Source organism: Halanaerobium sp. MA284_MarDTE_T2 (assembly GCF_003337245.1).
Classification (GTDB): Bacteria; Bacillota; Halanaerobiia; order Halanaerobiales; family Halanaerobiaceae; genus QPJE01.
The window spans coordinates 1-25,436 of record NZ_QPJE01000008.1 but is presented as its reverse complement, the minus strand read 5'-3'; the positions used below and the strand labels follow the sequence as shown (position 1 = coordinate 25,436).

The 25,436-nt window shown below is 31.7% G+C and carries 24 protein-coding genes; 18 read left to right on the top strand and 6 right to left on the bottom strand.

Translation table 11 applies throughout. From position 1 onward, the window contains the following. Nucleotides 1-22: 22 nt before the first annotated feature. From panB to DFR78_RS05315, 10 genes are all read left to right on the top strand, one after another. Nucleotides 23-874 (top strand): 3-methyl-2-oxobutanoate hydroxymethyltransferase, encoded by an 852-nt coding sequence (panB, locus tag DFR78_RS05360; RefSeq protein WP_114457811.1) that lies wholly within the window; start codon nt 23-25, stop codon nt 872-874. A gap of 14 nt (nt 875-888) precedes the next feature. Next, on the top strand, nt 889-1,620 hold the full coding sequence (locus DFR78_RS05355; RefSeq protein ID WP_114457810.1) for a 4Fe-4S binding protein: 732 nt from the start codon (nt 889-891) through the stop codon (nt 1,618-1,620). Then, nucleotides 1,620-2,237, top strand: a complete 618-nt coding sequence (locus DFR78_RS05350; RefSeq protein WP_114457809.1) for a hypothetical protein — start codon at nt 1,620-1,622, stop codon at nt 2,235-2,237. The genes DFR78_RS05355 and DFR78_RS05350 overlap by 1 nt, the downstream gene beginning before the upstream one ends. Before the next feature lie 76 nt (nt 2,238-2,313). Then, nucleotides 2,314-2,670 carry a cupin domain-containing protein gene (locus DFR78_RS05345; RefSeq protein ID WP_114457808.1) on the top strand — a complete coding sequence of 119 codons (357 nt, stop codon included), beginning with the start codon at nt 2,314-2,316 and terminating at the stop codon, nt 2,668-2,670. Next, nucleotides 2,670-3,629, top strand: coding sequence for a zinc-binding dehydrogenase (locus DFR78_RS05340; RefSeq protein WP_114457807.1), 960 nt, complete (start codon nt 2,670-2,672; stop codon nt 3,627-3,629). The genes DFR78_RS05345 and DFR78_RS05340 overlap by 1 nt, the downstream gene beginning before the upstream one ends. Nucleotides 3,630-3,678: 49 nt before the next feature. Next, nucleotides 3,679-4,665, top strand: a complete 987-nt coding sequence (locus tag DFR78_RS05335; RefSeq protein ID WP_158531716.1) for a 4-hydroxythreonine-4-phosphate dehydrogenase PdxA — start codon at nt 3,679-3,681, stop codon at nt 4,663-4,665. A gap of 45 nt (nt 4,666-4,710) precedes the next feature. Next, nucleotides 4,711-5,934 carry a LeuA family protein gene (locus DFR78_RS05330; RefSeq protein ID WP_199505557.1) on the top strand — a complete coding sequence of 408 codons (1,224 nt, stop codon included), beginning with the start codon at nt 4,711-4,713 and terminating at the stop codon, nt 5,932-5,934. A gap of 67 nt (nt 5,935-6,001) precedes the next feature. After that, on the top strand, nt 6,002-7,513 hold the full coding sequence (locus DFR78_RS05325; protein ID WP_158531715.1) for a sensor histidine kinase: 1,512 nt from the start codon (nt 6,002-6,004) through the stop codon (nt 7,511-7,513). Nucleotides 7,514-7,542: 29 nt separating this feature from the next. Continuing rightward, the gene (locus DFR78_RS05320; RefSeq protein ID WP_114457804.1) at nt 7,543-8,223 is read left to right on the top strand and encodes a response regulator; all 681 of its coding nucleotides are present in this window, start codon (nt 7,543-7,545) and stop codon (nt 8,221-8,223) included. A gap of 51 nt (nt 8,224-8,274) precedes the next feature. Beyond that, nucleotides 8,275-8,988 carry a glycerate kinase gene (locus DFR78_RS05315; protein ID WP_158531714.1) on the top strand — a complete coding sequence of 238 codons (714 nt, stop codon included), beginning with the start codon at nt 8,275-8,277 and terminating at the stop codon, nt 8,986-8,988. A gap of 65 nt (nt 8,989-9,053) precedes the next feature. Here the strand turns inward: DFR78_RS05315 and DFR78_RS05310 are convergent, their stop codons facing one another. Beyond that, nucleotides 9,054-10,385, bottom strand: coding sequence for a transposase (locus DFR78_RS05310; protein ID WP_114457802.1), 1,332 nt, complete (start codon nt 10,383-10,385; stop codon nt 9,054-9,056). Nucleotides 10,386-10,559: 174 nt separating this feature from the next. On the opposite strand from DFR78_RS05310, the gene DFR78_RS05305 reads away from it, so the two are divergent. From DFR78_RS05305 to DFR78_RS05295, 3 genes are all read left to right on the top strand, one after another. After that, entirely contained in the window at nt 10,560-12,611 is a 2,052-nt protein-coding gene (locus DFR78_RS05305; protein WP_114457801.1) for a methyl-accepting chemotaxis protein, read from the top strand. Between the two features lie 413 nt (nt 12,612-13,024). Beyond that, on the top strand, nt 13,025-13,807 hold the full coding sequence (locus tag DFR78_RS05300) for a thermonuclease family protein (protein WP_114457800.1): 783 nt from the start codon (nt 13,025-13,027) through the stop codon (nt 13,805-13,807). Nucleotides 13,808-13,869: 62 nt separating this feature from the next. Next, nucleotides 13,870-14,817: an aldo/keto reductase gene (locus tag DFR78_RS05295; RefSeq protein WP_114457799.1), complete on the top strand. Its 948-nt coding sequence runs from the start codon at nt 13,870-13,872 to the stop codon at nt 14,815-14,817. Between the two features lie 77 nt (nt 14,818-14,894). Here DFR78_RS05295 and DFR78_RS05290 read toward each other — a convergent pair whose 3' ends face one another. The 5 genes from DFR78_RS05290 to DFR78_RS05270 form a co-directional block, all read right to left on the bottom strand. Then, a complete protein-coding gene (locus tag DFR78_RS05290; protein ID WP_114457798.1) occupies nt 14,895-16,835 on the bottom strand; it encodes a TRAP transporter permease in 1,941 nt (646 codons plus the stop codon). Next, the gene (locus DFR78_RS05285) at nt 16,828-17,325 is read right to left on the bottom strand and encodes a DUF1850 domain-containing protein (protein ID WP_114457797.1); all 498 of its coding nucleotides are present in this window, start codon (nt 17,323-17,325) and stop codon (nt 16,828-16,830) included. The genes DFR78_RS05290 and DFR78_RS05285 overlap by 8 nt, the downstream gene beginning before the upstream one ends. 122 nt (nt 17,326-17,447) lie before the next feature. Next, nucleotides 17,448-18,407, bottom strand: coding sequence for a TAXI family TRAP transporter solute-binding subunit (locus tag DFR78_RS05280; RefSeq protein ID WP_114457796.1), 960 nt, complete (start codon nt 18,405-18,407; stop codon nt 17,448-17,450). A 189-nt stretch (nt 18,408-18,596) separates the two neighbouring features. Continuing rightward, a complete protein-coding gene (locus DFR78_RS05275; protein ID WP_114457795.1) occupies nt 18,597-19,469 on the bottom strand; it encodes an AraC family transcriptional regulator in 873 nt (290 codons plus the stop codon). Next, nucleotides 19,466-20,665, bottom strand: coding sequence for an MFS transporter (locus DFR78_RS05270; protein ID WP_114457794.1), 1,200 nt, complete (start codon nt 20,663-20,665; stop codon nt 19,466-19,468). Before DFR78_RS05270 ends, DFR78_RS05275 begins: the two co-directional genes overlap by 4 nt. Nucleotides 20,666-21,179: 514 nt before the next feature. Between DFR78_RS05270 and DFR78_RS05265 the strand changes: the two genes are divergently transcribed. From DFR78_RS05265 to DFR78_RS05245, 5 genes are all read left to right on the top strand, one after another. Beyond that, nucleotides 21,180-22,151 carry a tripartite tricarboxylate transporter substrate binding protein gene (locus DFR78_RS05265; RefSeq protein ID WP_114457793.1) on the top strand — a complete coding sequence of 324 codons (972 nt, stop codon included), beginning with the start codon at nt 21,180-21,182 and terminating at the stop codon, nt 22,149-22,151. A gap of 108 nt (nt 22,152-22,259) precedes the next feature. Further along, complete coding sequence (locus DFR78_RS05260; RefSeq protein ID WP_114457792.1) at nt 22,260-22,748, top strand: tripartite tricarboxylate transporter TctB family protein; 489 nt, start codon at nt 22,260-22,262, stop codon at nt 22,746-22,748. 15 nt (nt 22,749-22,763) lie between these two features. After that, the gene (locus DFR78_RS05255) at nt 22,764-24,278 is read left to right on the top strand and encodes a tripartite tricarboxylate transporter permease (protein WP_199505556.1); all 1,515 of its coding nucleotides are present in this window, start codon (nt 22,764-22,766) and stop codon (nt 24,276-24,278) included. 15 nt (nt 24,279-24,293) lie between these two features. Then, complete coding sequence (locus tag DFR78_RS05250; RefSeq protein WP_114457791.1) at nt 24,294-24,503, top strand: ferredoxin family protein; 210 nt, start codon at nt 24,294-24,296, stop codon at nt 24,501-24,503. A 4-nt stretch (nt 24,504-24,507) separates the two neighbouring features. Next, nucleotides 24,508-25,436, top strand: a 929-nt coding sequence (locus DFR78_RS05245) for a 2-oxoacid:acceptor oxidoreductase subunit alpha (RefSeq protein ID WP_114457790.1), incomplete at its 3' end; no start/stop codon positions are given.

The following is a 25,436-nucleotide window of genomic DNA, read 5'->3' as shown; positions in this document are numbered from 1 at the left end:
ACTGTTTGGAAAGGTGATAAAAATGGGTAAAAAGAAAAGTGTTCTTGACTTAATGAAGATGAAAGAAAAAGGAGAAAAGGTAGCCTGGATCACAGCCTATGATTTTCCAACAGCCCAATTTGCAGAAAAAGCAGGTATGGATATGATCTTAGTTGGAGATTCACTGGGAATGGTAGTTAAAGGCTATAAAGGTACAGTACCTGTAACAATGGATGACTGTATAGCCCACTGTCAGGATGTAAGAAGAGGTGCTGAAAAAACTTTTATTATAGGAGATATGCCATTTGGATCATACCAAAGCTCTTCCACTGAAGCGGTGAACAACGCTGTTAGGTTTTTAAAGGAGTCTGATGTTGATGCCGTAAAACTAGAGGGAGGAAGAAGGGTTGCTGATCAGATAAAGGCAATTACTGATGCTGGAATTTTAGTTATGGGTCATATTGGATTAACACCACAAAGTTCCGGTCAATTAGGTGGCTTCAAAGCTCAGGGATTGAACCCAGAAAGTGGACGAGAATTAATTAAAGATGCCCTTGCTATTCAAGAAGCTGGAGCTTTTTCAATTCTTGTTGAAGCAATTCCACCGGAATTAACTGAATTTTTAACAAAGAAACTAGATATTCCAATATATTCAATCGGGGCAGGTTTACCCTGTGATGGACAGCTTCTAATCTGTGGAGATATGCTGGGAATGTTTCAGGCATTTACACCTAAGTTTGTTAAAAAGTATGCAAATGTAGCAGAAATAGAAATAAATGCTTTTAAGGAATATATTAAAGATGTTAAAGAAGAGAAATTTCCTGAAGAAGGTCATGTTTATCATATAAAAGAAGAAACCAAAGAAAATTACATAAAAATGCTAAAAGAATTTTAAGGAGGAAAAAGAAAATGAAAATAGATCAAAACAAATGCATAAAATGTGAAACATGTATACCTTATTGTTCAGTTGGTGCAATTATAAAAGTAGATGATGCAGTTAAAATAGATATTGATGAATGTGTAGAATGTAATATATGTTATCATGCAAATGTTTGTCCAACATCTGCTTTCATTCAGGATCCGTTAGAAGATGAATTAAGGGAATTCAGAAATACTTTTAGTGATCCATTAAAAACTCATAAGTCCACAAATGTTTTAGGGCGAGGAACAGAGGAAATGAAAACTAATGATGTAACAGGTACATTTAAACCTGGTTATGCTGGAGTAGGAATTGAGATGGGTCGTCCCAATACAGGAACAAGATTTTATGAAGTTGAAAAAGTAGCAAGAACTTGTGCAAAATATGATGTTGAATTTGCAGATTGTAACCCGGTAACAACAGTAATGAAAGATAAAAATACTGGAGCAATTACAGAAAAGTATTTAAATGAGAAGACATTATCTGCAATTATTGAATTCACTTTACCTCTTGATCAGCTTGAAAATTTATTAGAAGATCTAAAAGATGTAGAAAAAGAAATTGAAACAGTATTTAGTATTGATTTAATATCAAAAGTTGTTGAAAATAATAAAATACCAGCTAGAGATATAGTTAAAGAAAAAGGATACGAAGTATATCCAAATGGGAAAATAAATGTTGGATTGGGCAAACCAAAATATGATTTCAAGGAGGTTAACTAATGACTCATACATTGCATCGCCGAGGTCCATATGAAAGTCTTGAAGATGATTATGTAGTTTTTGCTATATCTGCACAAGAAGTAAATGCAAAAGGTACAGCATCTTTGTTTGCAGATTTTTTTAAAGTGGTAAAGCAATATAATTATAAAAATTTAGGTGATATGAAAACTGGTAATATGTATTCAGTTGGTGTTAAAAAAATTGAAGAAGAATTTCAGGATAATTCTATAGTTCATGCAGTTTTTGATGAAAGGAAAGAAGTTGTTAAAGTATTAAAAGAGTTAAAGGATAAAGATTTAGGTTTATCTATAGTAGTGTCAGGATTAATTGATAGTGTTGAAAAAATTTGTAAAGAAAGTGGAACAGAATTTCACACTGTAAATAATTCATTAGGAATATGGGGTAATACTAACAGATTACCACGGGAAGAAGTTTTACAAATATCTACTATGTGTGGACATGGAATGGTATCTTTTAATTTAGTTCAAGATTTAGCTCAGAAGGTAAAAAATAATAAATTAAATATTGATAAAGCTGTTAATGAAATAACCAAACAATGTCACTGTGGAGTAATAAATCCAGTAAGGACAAAAAGATTGATTGAAGAAATGTTGTAAATAATATAGGATAATATCTTCCGGTTGAATTCAACCGGAAGATATATTTATATTTTAAAATAGGAGTTGAGAATTAATGATTATAAAAAAGAATTCTGATGTAAAAAAAGTGGATTTATCAGGTCAAGAAGGCGTAAAAAAAACTTATAAAAAAGTTTTAGTGGGACCTGAAGATGGTGATGTAAATTTTATAATGAGATATTTTATTGTGGAACCTGGTGGCAATACCCCCTTACATAAGCATAATTGGGAACATGAAAATTATTTTATAAAAGGTAGAGGCATAATGGTTTCTGATGGTGATGAGCATGAAATTGGGCCAGAGATGTCTGCTTATGTAAAAGCTAATGAAACTCATCAATTTAAAAATCCTTATGATGAGAACTTTGAATTTTTATGTTTGATTCCAATAAATAAACAAGGTGAAAAATAATGAAAACAAGAGTTGCTAAACTCGCTAATGAAGGCGAAATATATTTGGTAGAAAAAGAATTGAATATAGAGAAAAATGATGTATTAGTAAAAACTGAACAGGCTTCAATATGTGGCACTGATAAAATGTTTTATAAGGGAGAATTACCACCTGAAGAAGATTATCCCCTTCTTTTAGGTCATGAAGGTGGAGGTGAAGTAATAAATATTGGAAAAGGAGTAAGTAAATATAGACCTGGTGATAAAGTTATTTCTTTTGGACATTATCATACTTTTTCTGATTATTTTGTGATTAAAGAAAAATATCTTCAACCTGTTCCAGAAGGAATGAATATGCGTTATGCAGCATTGGGAGAGCCTATTGCATGTGCATTATATTCATCTTTAAATTCGGGTGTAAATTTAGGAGATAATGTTTTAGTTCTAGGTTTAGGATTTGCCGGTCAAATTTTAGCTCAAGGTTCAAAGTTGAAAGGGGCTAATAAGGTTGTGGGTGTAGATGTTGTAAAAGGAAAACTTTCTTTAGCAAAAAAACTAGGCACAGATATTGTTTTTAATTTTAATGACGAAAATATTAATCAAAAATTAATGGATATAACAAATGGAGAAGGTTTTGACGTAGTAATAGAGGCAGCAGGAACAGAAGAAAGTATGAACATGGCTAGTGATTTAGTAAAACACAATGGAATTATATCATTATATAGCTGGATTACTGAGCCCGTGACATTAGATATTCACCGCTGGCATCATCACAGTTTATATATCAGAAATACTGGTTTAGTTCATCATACTCCTGAAGAGAGATATGTTTGGGCTCCTAAAGCTTTAAGACCAGTACAGCAAGGTTTAATTGATATCGAAAGCTTGATTTCAGATGAGTATAAATTGGAAGAGATCGAGAAGGCTTTTCAGGCTGTCAGTAATGATAATAATTTAATTAAAGTATTGATAAAACCTTAAATGTTAAAATTAAAATCATTGATATCTGATCCAAAAGGATGTGATAAATTTGATTGGTTTATTTTTAGGAGATCCTGAAGGAATAGGACCTGAAATTGTTGTTAAAGCATTATCGGAATATAATTATAATGAAAATATTCTGCTTTTTGGAATAGAAAAAGATATAAAGAGAGCAATTAATATTACGGATGTTGATATAAAGTATTCTACTTACAAAAATATAGAAAATGTTAATTTCTCAGATAATAATATTGCTTTTCTAAGATTTGAAAAATACGAAGAAAATAGTCTTTCTAAAAATAAAATTTATAATAATTCTTCAAAATTAGTAATACCAATATTACAAAAAATCCTTTATTATGCTGATAATCAGTATATTGATGGAATTGTTTATGGTCCTCTAAATAAAAAGAAAATTAATTCTGGTGGATTTTTATATCGAGATGAATTAGAGTTGTTTGTTGATCTTTTATCATGGGAAAATATAGTTGGTGAAATGAATTATTTGCATGGTTTATGGACAGCAAGAGTTAGTTCACATGTTTCAATTAGTGAAGTCAATAACTTCATTAATTTTAAAAATATAAATAATGTAATTGATTTAGCGTATAATACATTTAAAAAAGTAGAAAATAAAGAACCTAAAATTGCTGTTTGTGCTCTTAACCCTCACAGAGGTGAAGATGGTCTCTTTGGTCGAGAAGAAATTGATATAATTCGACCAGTAATTGAAAACAAAAGACAAAAAGGACTTGAAATTTTCGGTTCTTTTTCTGCAGATACAATATTTATTGATGCTTTTAGAGGAAAATACGATATAATTATTACTATGTATCATGATCAAGGTCAAATAGCTTTAAAACTAAAAGGACTGGATAAAGGAGTTACTTTGAATGCTGGATTACCTTTTCCAATTCTTACTCCCGCACATGGAACTGCTTATAATATTGCAGGTGAAAATAAAGCAGATCCTGGAGCAATGAGTGAAGCAATTAAATTGTGTTGTAAAATGATTAAACAAGAAAATGTTATTTGAGTTCTTAATTAATAAATTATATAATAAATAGAGAGGAGAATTTTTTTGAATTTACGTGAGAAACCCTGGAAGACAGAGAATTGGTTTACTAGTCCCTGGAATTTTTCAGAAGAAGTAATGTCAAATTATAATTTTTCAGATAATATACAAGTACATGATGTTACTTTAAGAGATGGAGAGCAGCAGGCGGGAATTGTGTTTACTAAAAATGAAAAAGTAAGAATTGCAAAAAAATTAGCTCAAATTGGTGTCCATAGGATTGAAGCTGGAATGCCGGCGGTATCAAAAGACGATCGGGAGGCTTTAGAAAGTATTGCACATGCTAATTTAGGAGACGCAAAAATATTTTCATTTGCTAGATGTATGAAGGAAGATGTGAAAATTGCTCATGAGTGTGGAGCAGATGGTATTGTTATAGAAATTCCTGCTAGCAAACATATAATAGAAAATGCATATAATTGGTCTTTAGAAAAAGCAGTTGAACTTTCAATTGAAGCAACAAGTTTTGCAAAAGAAAAAGGATTATATACAGTTTTTTTTCCTATTGATGGAAGCAGAGCAGAGTTTGATTGGTTCATAGATTTAATAAAAACTGTTTCTTCTGAAGGGCATATGGATTCACTTGCTTTAGTTGATACTTTGGGAGGTTTGAATCCTCACTCTATACCTTATTTAATAAATAAAATAAAAAGTAATATTAATAAACCTTTAGAAGTTCATTTTCATGATGATTTTGGAATTGGAGCGGCTAATTCTATTATAGCTTTAGCTTCAGGAGTAGACGTTGTTCATACAACTATTACAGGGCTTGGTGAAAGAGCTGGGAATGCACCTTTTGAAGATGTAATTCTTTCACTTCTTACAATGTATAATAAAGATTTAAATATAGATGTTTCAAAATTAAAAGAATTATCTTTATTAGTACAAAAATTATCAGGAATAAATATTAGACCTAATCGTCCAATAGTTGGAGAAAATATTTTTGATGTAGAATCAGGTATTGTAACTTCCTGGGTACTTAATTGTGGTAAGGAGAATATGTTAGAATATTCTCCTATTTCTCCGGAGCTTGTTGGTCAGAAAAAAACAGATATTGTTTTTGGTAAACATAATGGTTTAGCTAATATTAAAAGAGTTCTTGACTTACTTGATATTGAATTAAATGAAGAAAAACAAATGAAATTATTAAAGATTATTAAAAAGAATGCTATTAAAAAGAAAAGATTATTAAAAATAGATGAAATAGAAGATTATGCTAATAATTTATAATTATTAAAGTTAGGTGTTAAGCATGAAACTTAGAAATAAAATAATTTTATACACAAGTTTAGGAGGAGTGTTCATTCTTCTTATTATTTCACTTTTTATGCTTAACACTTTACAAAAAAATGTGGTAGAAAGAATAGGTGAGCACGTACAAGATATTGCTAAGATTTTGTCTAGAGATAAAGAAGTTATAGAAGCTTATCTTAGTGAACATCCGTCTCAATATTTGGATGATCTTGCTGATAATATTGTAGATACTACCAATGTTAGTTTTGTTGTATTTAATAATATGGATTCTATTCGGTATAGTCATATTAACAAAAATTTGATTGGAAAAAAATTTACCGGTGGAGATGAAAAAGGTGCGTTAAATGGCAGAAGTTATTATTCTAGGGCTGTAGGTATATCTGGACCTTCTATCAGAGGGTTTGCACCAATTTATTCAGAAAATGAACAAATAGGATTTGTTGCTGTTGGTTTTTTTCAACCAAAATTTTCGCAATATTTTAATGAAATTTATAAAATTTTTATTACTACACTGCCGATAGGTTTTATTTTAATTATTATATTATCATATTATCTGTCTATAAATATTAAAAATTCAATATTTGGATTAGAACCTATTGAAATAGCTACTTTGCTTAAAGAAAAAGAAACAATTCTTGATTCAATGAGAGAGGGTCTTATTGCAATAAACAAAAAAGGGAAAATAACAATGATCAATGATTCGGCAAAAAATATATTAAATATAAATGGGGATGTTCTTGATAAACCTGTTGAAAAAATAATAAAAACAACGCGTTTAGTAGATGTAGTAAATAGTGGAAAACCTGAATTTGATCAAAAACAACTTATTTCAGGAAAAGAAATTTTAACAAATCGGATTCCCATAATTGTAAATAATAAAATAATTGGAGCAGTAGCAACTTTTAGAGATTCAACTGAAATAAATGAGTTAGCAGAAAAATTAACTGGATTTCAAAATATTGTTTCAGCATTAAGAGCAAGAACACATGAATATATTAATAAACTGCACACTATATCTGGTTTAATTCAATTAGGAAAATATGAAAATGCAATTAATTTCATTAATCATGAGCAAAAATTTGAAGAAGAAAACCTTGGATATATACTTAGAAGAATAAAAATTTTTAGTATTTCTGGATTTTTGTTGGGAAAATATAGTGAGGCTAAAGAAAATAATATTGAATTTAATGTACTAAAAAATAGCTTTTTAGAAAAATTACCGAAACATTTTAATGAACATGATGCAATAGTTGTATTAGGTAATCTAATTGATAATTCCTTTGATGCATTAAAAAATATTGAAAAAGATGATAAAAAAGTCAGACTTCTTGTGAAGCAAGAAAATAAAAATTTAATTATTGAAATAAAAGATAATGGTTCAGGTATAAAAGAAAAGTGTAAAAATAAGATATTTGATAAAGGGTTTTCTACCAAAAAAGACGGAAAGGGTATGGGCTTAAATAATGTGATTAATATTGTTAATAAAGCGGAAGGTCAAATAGAAGTTGACTGTAATAAAACTGAGACAAAGTTCAAGATAAAAATCCCTTATTAAGTTTAAGCTTTTCCTGGAGGTTTATTTAGATGGATATAAAAGTTTTGATCGTTGAAGATGACCCTATGGTGTTACAAATAAACAAAGAATTTGTAAAAAAAATAAAGGGGTTTACTGTTGTTGGAGAAGTAAATAGTAATTTTAAATTAATAACAAAAAAAATAAAGAATAAAAAACCTGATTTAATTTTATTAGACATATTTTTGCCAGATAATGATGGTATAGAAATATTAAAAAAAATTAGAAAATTAGAACTTTCATGTGATATTATTTTTATTACTGCAGCTAGTGACGTTGATAAAATACATGAAGCATTTTCATATGGAGCTATAGACTATTTAATAAAACCTTTCAAATTTGAAAGGTTAAAAAAATCACTTGAACAATATCTAAATTATATAGATATGTTTAATAAAAATGAAAATTTCACGCAAAAAAATGTTGATAAAATTATCTACCAAAAAAAAGAAAAGAAATCAAATGAATTATTACCTAAAGGTATATCAGAAATAACTTTAAAAAAAATATATAATTATCTTAAAAATAAAAAAGAATATAATTCAGCAAATCAAATTGCTAAAGAGCTTGGTGTTTCCAGAATTACAGCAAGAAAATATTTAGAGTATTTAGCTGAAAAAAATAAAATACAGATTAAATTAATATATGGAAAAGTAGGTAGGCCTACTAAGGAATATTATGTAGATAAGTAAATAAATATATGAAATTTTTTTAATCCAAAATTATTTTAGAGGATGATTCTTTTGAAAATATTAATTGCTTCAGATTCTTTTAAAGGATCACTTTCATCATTAAAGGTGTGTAATTCTATTGAAAAGGGAATAGAATTTTTCTCTGATGATATTGAAACAGAAATTCTCCCTCTTGCAGATGGAGGGGAAGGAACTGTTAATTCTTTAGTTAATGCAACAAATGGTATATTTATAAAAGAAGTAGTTTTAGGACCGTTGAAAAATAAAGTTGAAGCTCATTATGGCATTTTAGGTGATGAAGAAACTGCAGTAATAGAAATGACTGAAGCATCTGGACTTACACTTATTCCAGAAAATAAAAGGGATCCAGCTATAACTACAACTTATGGAACTGGACAATTAATTATGTCAGCAATTAATCGTGGAATAAATAAAATCATCATCGGAATCGGTGGAAGTGCGACAAATGATTGTGGTGCTGGAATGGCTAATGCTATGGGTGTTAACTTTTTTGATGAAAATGGGAATTTGGTTGAACCATGTGGTAAAAATCTAAATAATATTGTACAAATTGAAACCACAAATTTAGACAATAGGATAAAAAATATAAATATTATTGTAGCTTGTGATGTTGATAATCCTTTGGTTGGGAAACGAGGTGCAGCTGAAGTATATGGACCTCAAAAAGGTGCAGATAAGAAAATGATTAAAATGTTAGATGATAATCTTAAACATTTTGCTAATATATTCAAACTTCGCACATAGATAACCCTTTTGCACCTTGAAATTTCAATATTTAGCAGAATTAAAGTAATGTGATTTTCACTGTTTTAGGCAGATACTGGTAGATATTCTATTAAATTTTCTGGTAATGCCATGATAAATGCTTCTAAAAGCTGATCCAGCTGTTTTGAAGTTAATGATAATTTGTCTTTAATTGTTGTAATAAAAACTTCCATCAGCATATGTATGGCCTGAATCCAGGTGATATCTGCCATTTCATCAACCAGAAGATAAAACATTTGCCCAAGTGTTCTGTCATCTGCATATTTTCTGTTTTCTACTGACAGTAACATGTATCTTGTAAAAACAATTGCTGCATGAGCTGTCATAGCATCATACGATAATGATCTACATTCTTTACTCTGCTTTATATATGACTTGCAAACCTTAAAGAATACTTCTATCTCCCAGCGTTTGCCGTAAATCCGGATAATTTCTTCTTCAGTTAGCTTCATGTCAGTGCTGATTAGAGCAAGATATTCATTTCGTTTATTGCGGTTGCGAACATAGACAAAGCGGGCAGGGATAGACTGCCCATCTTTAACTACAGTAACTTCTACAGAAAGAAGATAACGTGATCTGCCACGACGTTTTCTATTTTCTCTGAAGATCTTTGTTAAAGGCTGCATCTTCCCATTATAAAGATAATGCACTTTAGATGTCTTTTTAGCCATTGCTATTACATCATAGCCAATATTTTTGATAGCAATCAGAGAAGATGGAGAACAAAACCAGGTATCAAAAAGTACATAAGATGCTGGAATAGCTGCTTTTTTAGCAGCTTCAAGCAGTTCAAGCATAACTTTAGTAGCTTTAGTCTGAGCAAGTTTTCTTCTGGAATAACCGACAGTACGTTTGTCAACTTCAGCTGCTTCATTAATTCGATTTTTAGAGTTTTTAGTAGAGAGCAGGCAGCCATTAACTGGCAGGAATGTGTTTCCATCTGACCAGCCCAGAGTAAGTAATCTAAATCCAAATTTATACTGTTTTTTGGCATGATCATATATTTTGGCAAGCAGTTCAACTTTTTTGGATCTTGAACGCTCAAAGGTTGTATCATCAATAATCAGAACGTTTACACGATCATTATTTGTTAAATGCTCAATGCTGTCATCAATGATTCTACCAGCAAGAAGAGTTGTGAACTGTATCCAGTTAATGTTGATAGATTTCATAAAACGATAAACAGTATCTTTGGCAAAATCTTTTTCATTTTTTCCTGTTAAAATATCCATATACATAGAACGGTTATCAAAAATCAGAGAAAACAGATAGAAAAAGATTGAGCTTACAGGAACTCCCTTAGTTTTATAAGCGTTTGCAGCTTTTAAAACAGAAGCTATTCGATATTTTTTTGCTGAATAATATTGAAATTTCAAGGTGCAAAAGCACTTTCACAAGTGCGAAGTTTGAGTATAAATATATATAATAATGACTAATTTTTTTAAAGAACTAAATTATGGAAGGAGGGAAGTTGGCTTCAGGCAAATGACTTTATTTGCAGAATTATTCATTTTTTAATAACAGAAAAAATCAAGTAGGAGTTGTTGCGGTTGTTTAAAAATATTGATTTAAAATGGAAAATAAGTATTATATTAACAGCTGTTATAGTAGTTGTAATGGGCTTTGTAGCATTTTTTACATATAATTACAGTCAGGATATAATGTCTGAGCAGATAAATGAAAAAGTAAGCCTGATTAGGGAGAACCAGAGGCAGGAGATTTTAGCAAAAATTGAGCAGGCGGAATATACAGCAGATTATTTTTCTGAGATAGAAGATATATATGATTTGGCTGATATGAGTAGTTTTTACATAAGAGATGGACAACTTATAGATCTGCAGATGAGTGGACTTATAGGCACTTTTCTTGAAAGAGCTTCTCTAATGCGAGAAAACAACCAGATTATGAAAGAATCAGAATTCTCTTATGTTGTTAACAAAGATGGAATAGTACTTGCTGATTCTAGAGTAGAAGATGAGGAAAACTTATATCAGTATATTGGTAAAAAATTAACAGATGATATGTACAAAAATATTGAGAATGATAAAGTTTATACTATTGAAGGGAAAAAAAGAATATTATTCAGTTCTCCAATTGTTAAAAATGGCAGTGATCAGGAAGAAATTATTGGTTATTATATTATTGCGACCGGTCTTGATATTTATTATAGTAAAAGCATAGAAACGGTGGAAAATATATCTGCTTTTAGTGTTATTAATAAAGATGGAATCATATTAAGCAATATTGATAAAAGATTGATGGGAGAAAAAATTGAAAATACATGGTTTCTGCAGCAGATTAATAGTGGTGTAAAATCATCTTCCCGCACTGGAGGTAGCATACAGCAGACCTTTGAGCAGATAAGTGATCAGTATGGTATTTATATGGCTGTTGATGTTCCATTAGAGGTAATAAAAGATCCTGTAAATAGAATTAGAAATATAATACTCATAATTTCAGCAATTGGGATTTTACTGCTGTTTTTAAGCTCATATTTTTTAATTAACTGGCAGTTGAAACCTCTGGAAAAACTTATCAGAGCTTTTGGAGAACTGGCGGCTGGAAATTTAAATAAAGAGGTTATGCTCAGTAATACAAATAATAGAAATGATGAAATAGGTAAATTAAGTAAATCTTTTAACAATATGGTCAGCAAATTTAAAGAACTGATTTTAAATATAAATGAAGCTTCAGATGAAGTAAAAGAATCTTCTACATATTTAAAAGAAGTTTCTCAGGAAGTTGGAAGTGTATCAACCCAGGTAGCACAGTCTATAAGCGATGTTTCCACGGGTGCTGATACACAGGCAGAAAGTGTAGAAAATATCAATAACAGGGTTAAAAAATTGGCAGAAGATATAGATAAACTAAAAAAATCAAATCAGGATGTCAAATTACTGGCTGATGAAATGGAAAATGCTGCAGCTGGCGGAAAAATAGAAATAAGTAATGTAAGCAAACAGATGCAGAAAATCCGCAGTCAGATACAGAATGTTGCAGCTGGAATAAGTAATCTAGAATCAATTTCAGATGAAATTGATGAAATACTCAATATAATAAATAATATTGCTGAACAGACAAATCTGCTTGCTTTAAATGCAGCTATTGAGGCTGCAAGAGCTGGAGAAGCAGGAAGAGGTTTTAGTGTTGTTGCAGACGAAATTAGAGAACTGGCCGAAGAATCAGTTGATTCAGCAGCACAAATTAGAAAGCTGATAGAAGATGTTAAAAATGAGACTAGAAATGCAAGTTCGAGTATGAACGAGGGAATTACAGAAATCAAAAATGGAGAAAAGGTAGTTAACAGTGCAGAAAAATCTTTTGTTGAGATTGAAGATAAAATTGCAAATGTATCTTCTGGAATCAATTCATCAATTAAGGTTGTAGATGATGTGGATAAATATAGTATAGAAATTGTCAGTGAAATAGAAGAAATTGCAGGTATTTCTGAAGAAACTTCTGCAAATACTCAGGAAGTCGCAGCAGCAAGCGAAGAGCAGAATGCATCTATTGAAGAAATTACAGGCCTATCAGATACACTTGCCGAAATGGCAGCAAACTTAAACAAACTGGTAAATCAATTTAATATTAATGACAGCTAAAGATAAATAAAAAGTCCTCTTTCTTTATTTTTGAGTTTTTTAAGATTGAGGACTTTTTAAAATTTACTGCCTACTACTACAGGACAGATTTATTTTAAATTCCTGGTTTATTAAAAAATCAAATATTTACTTTAAGTAGAGAATGTGGTTTATATTAGATATATTTTTGAAGGTATAAATGCTGTTAATATAGAATAATATAAATATAGGAGTTTCTCAAAAAAATTTTAAGCTGCAAAAAGCGGGGATTTCTTTAAGATTCATATACTAAAAAATTAAATATCCCTGCTCTCTTTTCTTTTTTTAGCAGAGTGTGAACCTCTCCACCTAAATCAAAAACAGATTTAGATGGAGCTTTCTGACTGTTTTAGATAAAAAAGGGGAAAGATTGTATTGAAGAAAGTTGGTATATTATGAGAAATAAATTATTTATTTTGACAGCAGCATTAATTTTGCTTTTAGGGTCTTATTTTTTTATAAGTCAGAAGAATTCTCTGGCAGAAGTTCATATAAATAAAATAATTGATGGAGATACATATAAAACCTCCAGTGGTAAAACAATAAGAGTTCTGGGTGTTGACTGTCCAGAGATCGACTGGGAAAAAGGAAAAGGAGAATATTTCGCCTTTAAAGCAAAAGAATTTGCAGAAGATAAGATTCTGGATAAAAAAGTGGAGCTGGAATTTGATACTGAAAAAGAAGATAAATATGGACGCCTGCTGGCCTATATTTATTTAAATGATTCAGAAATGTTTAACCTGCAGCTGCTTCAGGAAGGTTATGCTAATTTGATGATCATTCCACCAAATAAGAGATATGAAGCGGAATTTAAAGAAACAGCAAAAAGAGCACGAAGGGAAAAAACAGGAATCTGGTCCAAAATAGAATATTATCAGGATCAGGTAGAGGTTATAAGCTGGCAAAATGCTGACTCTTATGTAAATGAAATAGTTATTGTTAAGGGAAAAATTGAATCCACCTACAGCTCAGATAAAGTAACATACCTAAATTTTTCGGAGAATTATAATGAAGATTTCGCTGTGGTTATATTTAATGAAGATTTGATTAAATTCGATTACAACCCTGCCGAATATCTTGAAGGAAAAGAAGTTAAAGTCTTAGGTAAAATAGAAGTATATAAAAATGTTCCAGAAATAGTACTTGATAAACCTTATAATATTATAGTTGTTGAGTGATACAATTTGGGCTGAAATAAAAAAATTCATGTTTATATATTAAATTAAAGAGGGGTGGAATAATGGAAAAAAAATTATTGAGAAGTACTGATCTGGAAGTTAGCAAAATGTGTTTTGGTGCACTTCCACTTGGGCCAGCACAGAAAAACATGCCGTTAAATGATGGTATAGAGGTAATCAAATATGCTTTTGATTCAGGCATAAATTTTATTGATACTGCAGAAATGTACAGAACTTATGATTATATTGCTCCAGTAATTAAAAATTTGGATCGGGAAGATTTTGTAATAACTTCTAAATCACATGCTGAGACGTATGAGGAGGTAGTAGAGCATGTCGAGAATGGCTTAACAAAATTAGGAATTGAATATTTCGACATATTTCATATCCATGCTGCCAGAGAGTCAGAGCCTTTTTCTAAAAGAAAAGAAACTCTGCGTGCACTGATTGATCTGAAAGTAAAGGGTAAAATAAAAAATATTGGAATTGCCACCCACTATGTTGAAGTTGTAAAAAGGGCAGCAGAAAATGAGAATATTGATGTTGTTTTTGCAATTTATAATATAACAGGCAGAGGAATAGTAGATGGAAGCAGAGAAGATATGAGCCTGGCATTGAAGTATGCACATGATTCTGGCAAAGCTGTTTATGCAATGAAGCCTCTTGCGGGAGGTAATTTGATTGATGATATAAATGAGGCCTTTGAATTTGTTTTAAATAAAGAGTTTATAGATTCTATTGCAGTTGGAATGGTTGCAAAAGAAGAAGTGGATTTAAATCTGAAAATATTTGCCGGTGAAAAAATAACCGAGGATATGAAAATAGAAAAAGAGAAGAAAAAGCTTACTATATTGAATAAGCTGTGTATAAAATGTTTGAAATGCATAGAAACCTGTCCTAATTATGCACTTTCCATTGTTGATGATAAGGTTACAGTGGATCACGAAAAATGTATACTCTGTGGATACTGCAGTCCTGTTTGTCCCCAATTCTGTATTAGAATAACATAAACTTTTTAATTTGGAATCATAAACTCCGCCTGATAGATATTAAAAATATTTAGGCGGAGTTTTCTTATTTTATATATTTAATTTTCCCCTAATATTTCAGAAGTTGTGTTATCAGTTGTAAACTGCATAAAAATGACAATTGATAATATAGTAATGCCGAAAAGATCGGATTCCCAGCCTGGAAATAACAGGCCAACAGCACTTATTCCGAGCAGAAGCTGTTCAATAATTGTTGTTCTCCTTTTTAGATAGCCTAAAACCCCAGCAGAAAGTGCAAATACTCCAATAAGAGAACTCATTGTAATAATTATTACTCCTACCAGATTGGTATTTATTAGAAGTAAAGAGGGGGAATATGCAAAAATAAATGGAACAACAAAGCCTGCGAAGGCTAGTTTTACTGCTGTAAATCCTGTTTTAAGCGGATTGGATTCTGCAATTCCTGCTCCTGCATAGGCTGCAAGTGCAGCTGGAGGTGTCAGATCAGCAACAACTCCAAAATAGAGAACAAAAAGATGTGCTGCAAGTATAGGAACACCGAGTTCAGTTAAAGCAGGGGCGGCCATAGTGGCCAGAACTATATAAGTTGCAGTTGTCGGTAGACCCGTTCCTAAAATTGTACAGGCTACCATAGTAAAAAATAAAGCTAAGAATAAATTACCATGCGCAAGTGAAACTGTTATTGTGGTGAATTTAAGTCCCAGACCGGTTAAAGTTGTAGAACCTACTATAAACCCTACACTGGCACATGCAGCTGCAACCCCGAGAGCAGAAATGGCTCCTTCTTTTAATGTATCTATAAGATCTTTAAGGCTCATTCTTGTATCTTTTTTCAAAAAAGAAAGAGCAAAAGAGACAAGTATTCCTATATATGCTGCCCTTAATGGGGTATAACCTTTAAAAAGATAATAAAATATTATTACCAGAGGAAGAATCATATGGCCTCTATTTTTTAAGACATTTAATAATTTTGGAATTTGATTTTTATTCATACCTTTTAAACCCAATTTTTTGGCCTCAAAATGGACCATTAAACCAACAGAAAAATAATATAAAATTGCAGGTAAAATTGCTGCTTTGGCTATGTTGGCATATGGTACTCCAATAAATTCTGACATAATAAAGGCGGCGGCTCCCATTATTGGCGGCATTATTTGTCCACCGGTTGAAGCAGCAGCTTCTACTGCAGCAGCAAATCTCGGCTTATAGCCTACTCTTTTCATTAATGGGATTGTAAAAGAACCTGTTGTTACTGTGTTGGCAACTGAACTTCCAGAAATAGAGCCCATAAAACCACTGGAAATAACAGCAGCTTTTGCCGGGCCTCCGGTAGTTTTACCGGTTAATGCCATGGCCAGATCTATAAAGAGATCTCCTAAACCAGTCCTTTTAGCAAAAGAACCTAACAGTAAAAACAGAAAAATATATGTTGCAGATACTCCAAGTGGTATGCCAAAGATACCTTCAGTTGTAAAGTACATATGGCTGGCAATTCTGGACCAGGAATATCCTCTGTGTGCCAGCATGCCAGGCATCTGAGGACCATAATGAGCATATGCCAAAAAGAGAACAGATATAACTGGCAGTTCTGGCCCGATCACTCTTCTGGTTCCTTCCAGTACAACAATTATTGCAGTAATTGCCATAATATAATCAAGCTGTGTAAACATACCGGCTCTTCGTACTAATTCCTGATAGTTTATAAATATATATGAAGATATAACAATACTGAGTCCGGCCATAATGATATCAAAAAACAGGAATATTTTATTATTTTTTTTCCCTTTTACTGGTGGATAAAGCAGAAAAATAAGTGTAAATATAAATCCTAAATGTACGGATCTCTGTTTTAAAGCCAGTAATATTCCAAATCCCGCAGTATAGAGGTGGAATAGAGAGAGAGAAACAGCTATAATGGTAATTATTAATGCTGCTTTACCTCTGAAATTTCTATAATCAGCAGTTGGATCAAAATCTTTCAAAAGTTCATTTTCTTTTAATGGTGGTTTTTCAGACATTTTTTATCTCCTCCAGAATTTTTGAAAAGACCTTTTCTCTTTCAAGATATATTTTTAAGAGATTTTCATCTTCAGATAAACTATAGAGTTTATAAGTATTATCTGCATATATAAATTTATGTTCAGCATAACTGCTTACTCTAAGCAAAATTTCTGGTAATTGCTGATCAATATTATCTATAATAAATTTATCATTTTTTAATTTATAATCGTTTTTATTCAAAAAAGGTAAGCCGGCACCATACGATTGATATATGGTTTTTTTTAGATATATTTTTTCATTTTGAATTATAAAAATTTCAAAAACAGGTGTTCTTGCTACAGAATGATTATATTTAATTGTAAAAGAATCTGTATTTTTTACTGGTTCAGAAAAAATTAGATTATTCTTGTCCAGATCATAAATTTTTAAAGTTAAAACAGTGGAATTGAAATATAGCAATAAAATAAAAGAAATTATAATCATAAGTGCTGTAAAATATTTTTTCATAATGGATTATGACCGGGTATAGAAAACCCGGTCACCTCCCTTCCAACTCAAAAATTACTTATTCAGCTTAATTAAAATAGTCACTAAAATTCCATAAATCAACTTCAAAATTATAAAGATAATTATTCAACTTCATTAAAGTATTTTTCTGCACCAGGATGAAGTTTAACTGTCATACCATCTTTAGCATTTTCAAGTTTAATATCTTTTGCTCTGTCATGTGCATTGATAAGTGTATCGCGATTTTCGAAAATAGCTTTAGTAATATTATAAACAAGTTCTTCTGAAAGATCAGAATCTGCAACTAAAATTGCTTTTAAAGCAACAGTAGTAACATCTTTATCTAAACCATTATAAGTACCTGCAGGAACTGTTACACCAGTAAGATATGGATATTTGCCGTTTAAAGCTTTTATATCTGCTTTACTAAAATTTAGTAAAGAGATTTTCTGGGTGGCTGCAACATCCATAACTGCTGCAGTGGGTATACCTGCTGTTAAAAAAGCAGCATCTATCTGCCTGTCTTTAAGACGGCTTGCAGCTTCTCCAAATGATAAGTAATCTTCTTCGATATCATCATAACTCAATCCAAAAAAGTTTAGAATTTGGCTGGCATTAGCCTCAGCACCACTGCCGGGAGCTCCAACCGCTACTTTTTTTCCTTTTAGATCAGATATTTTTTCTATACCTGCATCTGCTCGAACTACAATCTGTATAACTTCGGGATATAGTGCGGTAATACCTGTCATATTTTTAACAGTATTTCCTTCAAATTGATTCTGGCCATTAACCGCATAACTGGCTATATCATTCTGCAGTATGGCAAGTTCAACTTCCTGATTATAAATTAATCTGCTGTTTGTAACAGAGGCACCTGTAGACTGAGCAGAAGCATTTACATTTTCTATGTTTTCATTCAGTACCTTTGCAATTGCACCACCAATTGGGTAATAAGTACCGGAAGTTCCTCCTGTAGCTATGGATAAAAATTTTGTTTGGGCCATAACACTTCCGGAAACAAAAAGACTAAAGACAGTTAAAAGACTGAGCATAACGAAAATCTTTCCTTTTTGATTAAACATTAATATCTACTCCCTTCTATTAATATAAATAAATTGAAAAATAGGTAAAAATAAACCTATTTAATTATATAATAAATTTTATTATAAATCAAGTATAAATATTTGTTAATATAAATAATATATTTGTAATTTGTAAATTAGATGGATTATTTTTTAAATTTGTTCAAAAAAAAGAGCAGTTAAACTGCTCTAAAAATTATTGCTGTTAATATTTCTGTATTGTGTTGGTGTAATACCATTAATAGTTTTAAACGTTCTTTCAAAATGATTTAAAGTATTGAAACCAACATTCATTGCAATATCAGTGATATTTAAATTTGTGCTGGTCAGCATTTTTTGTGCTTCAATTATACGTCTGCTGTTGATAAATTCTATGACTGTAAATCCAGTTTTCTTTTTAAAAAAGTGGCTCAAATAGTATTTGCTGATATATAAATTTTGAGCAATATCTTTTAGAGTAAGACCTCTTTTATAATTATTATTGATATATTCAATTATTTGGTGGAGTTTTTGGTTGGAAGAATCCACTTTTTGTTCAGGAAAATTATTTTTTTCTGTAAGTCTAAAAATCATAACAAACATTTCTAAAAGATAGGCATGAATAATTGACTGATATCCAGGCTGTTTTTTGGTTGATTCGAAAATTAATTTTTCTGTAATATATTTTAATTTGTTGTATTGAGAGTTGTTTAATTTTAAAGATTTAATATTTTTGTTAAAAATATACAGTGGATTAAAATCACTTTCAATATTGTTAAAATAACTTTTTAGAAAATTTTCTTTTATATGAATGATAAATCTATCGAAACTAGGGTTTTTTTCAGATATTTTTGGTCTGTGGATTTCTGATTCGTCAATTATAAAAATAGTTTTGTCCTGAATTTTATAATTCCTATTTTTTATAAAAAATCTTCCACAGCCGCTGTTTGTCAGCAGAAGCTCGTATGCATTATGGTAATGTTTGTCTCCTCTTAAAACTACTGGCTTTTTTCTGTGAGAAATAATAAAATCCTCTATAAGTAAACTAAAATCAGATTTACTGTGATCAATATCACTGGTCATAAGAACTCACTTCCTGTAATTTTACTATTCCTGCCGAGCGCAAATTTGTACCGCAAAATAATGACACCAATAAGGCATAATAAAAGAAACGAACTGGCAAGAATGAAAATAAATTTCAAATTCAAAACACTGTACATATAGCCAAATAAAAGAGCAAATATAGTGGTTGCAAAACTTACACTGGACTGCCAGATGCCTATGGAAAAGCCCCTTTTCTCCGGTTTTACAGTTTCAGCTGCAAGTGCATTTAAGATTGGGTTCAAAACCGTAAAGCCAATAGATATTAAAAAAACAAACAGAACAAGAAGATAAAAATTTGTTAAAAAAGGAAGCAGCATAATGGATACGGCAGGAATTATTACTCCTCCATAGACAAAAACCATTCTTCCATATTTATCAGATAGGCTGCCCATAATACCCCCAAATATTATCTGAGATAGACCTTTAACACTTAATATAAATCCAACAGCCCTCATAGAAAGACTTATTTCATTAAGATAAAGAGGTAGATAATTATCTGTCAAAATCATAATTGCAGAAATGGTAAATCCACTCAATATAACTATAAGGTATTCTGGATTTTTAAGCAGAATTTTAGTATCTTCAATAAAGCTGCTGTTTTTCTCTGGTTTTAAAGACTTTTGTTGCCCAACTAACTTTATTTCAGGCAGATTTTTTAGAAGAAAAGCATTTAAAAGAAATGATATTAACAGTATAATAAAAAGAGCATAATACCCCCAGAGGTCACTTGCTAAACCTCCTAAAACTGGGCCAATAAAAAATCCCATTCCAATTCCTGCAGTTCTAATTCCCAGATTTTTCCCGCGCTCTTCTGCATCCATTTCGGAAAAATAAAAGGCTGTACTGGCCATGAAAGCAGCTCTGCTTATTCCTGTTAAAAATTGAGCGGTACATAATATGAAAAAACTCCCCGGAAAAAAATAAAATATTACTCCAATTATAAATATAATATTTGATAATATAAGCACATTTTTACTTCCTATTTTGTCAATTAGAAAACCAATATAAATTTTGGTAAATCCACTGGGGAGGTTGTAAAAAAATATAATTTGGCCGATTAAAAATTGCGTTATACCAAATTCTTTAGCATAAATTGGAATTAATGGCAGAAAAAAGTAAGTCTGTGTTATCATTAGAACATGTAGAGCAAAAATAAATATCTTTTTTTTCTTCATATTATGTATCTTTCCTTTCTAAAATAAAATTATTATTGTAAGAATTCGCAAAAAAATTAGATAATCCTTTATTTTTTTAAACTTATACAACAATATATGCATGATTATTTACTATTGAACAATATATGAAAGGCATTCTTCGTCAAAATATTCTATTATATTAGTATAAGATAAAATATTCTAATAAGTAATCAATTATTTTAATTGCCATCCTTTTGTTTGGCAAAACATTTGACAAAGAAATAATATATATTTTTATTGAGTGTATGAGCGAATAATTTAATGAATTTTCAGACAATAATGAAAAAGGAGATTACTATTATGAGTATTTTATATAAAATTCAGCTTATACAAGCTTCATTCTGCAGTTATATATAGTGTTATAATTTTTTATGTTTAAAAAATATAAAATATAATTAATATAAGGTAATAAGTTAGAAGGAGGTGGTTGTGAAATTATATCAGCTGGATGTTGTAGAACAAAGCACTAAAAAATTCAAGGGGGTTTCATTTTATGTTAAAGAAATCGAGAATTTTAGTAATGGTATTAATCATGGTTTTTGTGATTTCCAGTTTGTCCCTGGCGGCTTATCCAGAAAAGCCAATTAAGATGCTTATGGGTTTCAGTCCTGGTGGAGGTAGTGATGCACTTGCACAGTTAATTGAACCATTTCTACAGGATATTTTAGATACAAGTTTTGTTAATGAGTATAAGCCTGGTGCTACAGGAGCAATTGCCTGGACTCAACTGGCTTATGATACTCCTAATGATGGATATACAATCAGTGTAACAAACACTCCAATGCTTATGACTAACTATATTATGAATGAAGAAATAGTATATCATATTGATATGTTTGATCCTATTGCAAATATAGTAACAGACCCTGGTATTATGGTTGTACCAGCAGATAGTTCATTTGATACAATGGAAGAATTAATGGCATATGCTGAAGAGAATCCTGGAGAAGTTACTGTTGGCCATTCTGGTGTTGGTGGAGATGACTTTTTCTCGATGCTAATTCTGGAAAGAGAAACAGGACTTGACTTTCAGCTTATTCCCTTCACAGGTGATGGACCTTCATGGCAGGCAGCTATGGGTGGAAAAATTGATGCAAGCAGTAATAACGTAGGTATCACATATCCACAGGTTAAAGAAGGTAACTTAAAAGCACTTGCTGTTTATTCTGAAAAAAGATTGGACGCACTGCCAGATGTTCCTACAATGAAAGAATTAGGATATAATGTTGTTGCAGGTTCTTCACGTGGTATCAGTGGACCTAAGGGTATGCCAGAAGAAGCAGTAAATACATTAATAGCAGCTGTAGAAGAAATGGCCAAAGATCCTGAGTTCCAGAAGGCTGCAGCAGATAGAGCTATGAATCTTGATATTAAAACAGGTGATGAATATTGGGAATACTTACAGACTCAGTCTGAAATTTATGGTGAAATCTGGGAAAACGTTAAAGATCAGTACCAAAATTAAATAAAGCTGCATTAAATATTGAATATAAATAAAGGCATTTAAGACATAAAAATAGAAGGGATTTTTAAAAATCCCTTCTATTTTCTTAAAAGGAAGGTGACAATTGGCGTGAAATTGTTTAAAGCATTATGGAAATATTTTTTAACTGCTGCTGTGGTTTTAACAATGGCTGGAGTTTTTTACAGTAGAACCGGTAAATTACCCAGTATGGCTAAAAGATTTCCTGTTATTTTGATTTATATAATTGTATTTTTCACTATTTTAATGCTGGTGGAGCAAATTTTGAAATTTGTTAATAAGGATAAGCCTAAAAAGAAAAAAAAGAAAAAAATTGATTCTGAATTTACAGATGCTGTAGGAGAAATTGATTATTTAAAAGCGTTTATATTTGCAGTTATGATAGGAATTTATGTTTTCACTTTAAAAACTCTTGGTTATTTTATAGTTACACCAGTTTTTATAATAGCCTCATTTATGTATTTAAAATCAACAAGTTTAAGAAATACTATTCTTATAACTGTAGGATTTAATTTATTTGTTTATTTAGTTTTTGTTAAATTTTTAAATTTGCCGATACCGATGGGTATTCTTTCGTAGGAGGTATAAATTGAAATGATAATGGATAATATTTTATTTGGACTTACCAATGTAATACAGCCTTTTAATTTACTTTTGATTGCTCTCGGCACAAGTATCGGTTTATTTGTTGGTTCAATGCCGGGATTATCTGCTACAATGGCTATTGCAATACTGCTGCCTTTAACTTTTGGACTTGATCCTGCTTCAGGTATCAGCATGCTCGCATCACTATATATGGGAGCCATGTATGGAGGATCAATTGCAGCTATACTTTTAAAAACACCAGGTACACCGGCTGCGGCAGCTACAATTATGGATGGTTATCCGATGGCTCAAAAAGGTTATCCTGGTAAAGCTTTTGGTATATCATTAACTTCTTCATTTATTGGTGGTATGATAAGTGCACTTGTACTTTTGACTATTGCACCACTTTTGGGAAAACTGGCACTGGAATTTGGGCCTGTTGAGCTATTTGCGGTAGCTGTACTGGGAATGACTATCATTGGTTCTCTTGTTAGAGGTTCAACGGTTTTAGGACTTTTATCTGGTTCCATTGGGTTACTGTTAGCCTTAATTGGTATGGATCCAACAACTGGTACACCGAGATTTACTTTTGGTAATATGTACTTGTTTTCTGGGATTCCTTTTGTTGTAGCACTTATTGGCTTGTTTTCTATCCCACAGGCAATACATTTAATAGAACAGAAGTCTGCAATGAATAGCGGAGAAATTAATCCGATTGAAGATAAAATGCTACCAACTTTTAAAGAATTTAAAAAATTGATTGTTACAATTTTGAGATCTTCTGGAATAGGAGTAATTACTGGTTTAATCCCTGGCACTGGTGGAGACACTGCCTGCTGGTTTGCCTATAATGAAGCAAAGAGGTGGGCAAAAGATAAAACAGGATTTGGCCAGGGGAGGCCGGAAGGTATTGCCTCAGCAGAGGCAGCTAATAATGCTGTTGTTGGTGGTGCCCTGATACCAACACTAACACTTGGTATACCGGGTAGTTCATCTACTGCTGTTTTAATAGGTGGACTTATGGTACACGGCATTTTACCCGGACCAACTCTGATGACAGAACATGCTGATGTAACATATACATTAATATGGGGGCTATTTTTTGCTAATATATTTATGTTTATAATTGGCTTAATGTTTACAAGAGCAACAATATATGTAACTAAAATAGATAATAAAGTTATTGCGCCATTAATTGTAGTACTGGCTGTAGTTGGTTCTTTTGCAATCAATAATAGTTTTTTTGATGTTATATTGATGTTCATTTTTGGAATACTCGGCTATTTTATGAACAAAATAGATATGCCGACTGCTCCAATGGTAATAGGTCTTATTTTAGGTCATATGTTTGATACAAGCTTAAACCAGTCACTTTTAATGAGTAGAGGATCCTGGATGATTTTTTTGAGAAGTCCAATTTCTGCAATTTTACTTGCACTTGCACTATTTTCTGCACTGCAGTCAACACCTCTCTTTGGGTTGATTATTAAGACTTTCAGAAAAAAAGTGCTGAATAATAATTAGAAAAGGAGCTAAATTATGAGTAAAAGCAAAAACAAAGCAAAGATTGAGATCAATCAGGCATGGTGCAAAAGCTGCGGCATATGTGTGGACTTTTGCCCGACAGATGTATTAGAACTGGACATTACAGGCAAACTAAAGGTAGTGGAGGCAGATGCATGTATTAACTGTATGCTGTGTGAACTACGCTGCCCGGACTTTGCAATAGAAATAGTGGAGGAGGATTAAGTATATGAAAGAAGCAGTACTAATGCAGGGTAATCAGGCGGTAGCCGAGGGAGCACTGGCAGCAGGAGTAAAATTCTGTGCTGGATATCCAATTACCCCTTCAACAGAAGTAATAGAAATACTTTCAGAAAAGCTGCCTTCTCATGGAGGAAGATTTATACAGATGGAAGATGAGCTGGGGAGTATAGGAGCAATAATAGGAGCATCAGCAGCAGGTAAGAAATCCATGACCGCAACAAGTGGACCTGGATTTAGCCTGATGCAGGAGAACTTAGGTTATGCAGCAATGGTAGAGCTGCCGATAGTAATTTACAATGCACAGAGGGTGGGCCCATCAACAGGTGGAGCCACCAAACCACATCAGGCAGATATAATGCAGGCCAAATGGGGTTCACATGGAGACAGCCCACGGATAGCAGTAATGCCCGGTTCAGTAAAAGAAGCATATGAGATAACAGTAAAGGCATTTAATCTGTCAGAAAAATATATGGTGCCAGTAGTGATTTTAATGGATGAACTTCTGGCACACATGAGAGAAAGTATAGTTATACCTGACAAAGAAGACCTAGAGATAGTAGACAGAAGGAAGGATGCATTACCAGAAGAGGAATACCTTCCCTACAAAATAGATGAGACAGGTTTACCTGTACTGCCGCCATTAGGTGGAGGCTACAGGTACAATATATCCGGCATGATTCACGGAGAAGACGGAATACCGGATTTAACTCCATCGACAATAGATGCCAATGTAAGAAGGATAAATTCCAAACTTGATAAATACTATGATGATATAGTAATGCTGGAGAACGAGAAAAATGAAAAAGCAAAAACAGCCCTCTTTGTATTTGGTTCAACCACCAGACCAGCAAAAGGTGCTGTCAAAAAAGCAAAAGAAGCGGGAGTAGAAGTAGAGCTTATAAGACCGATAACAAT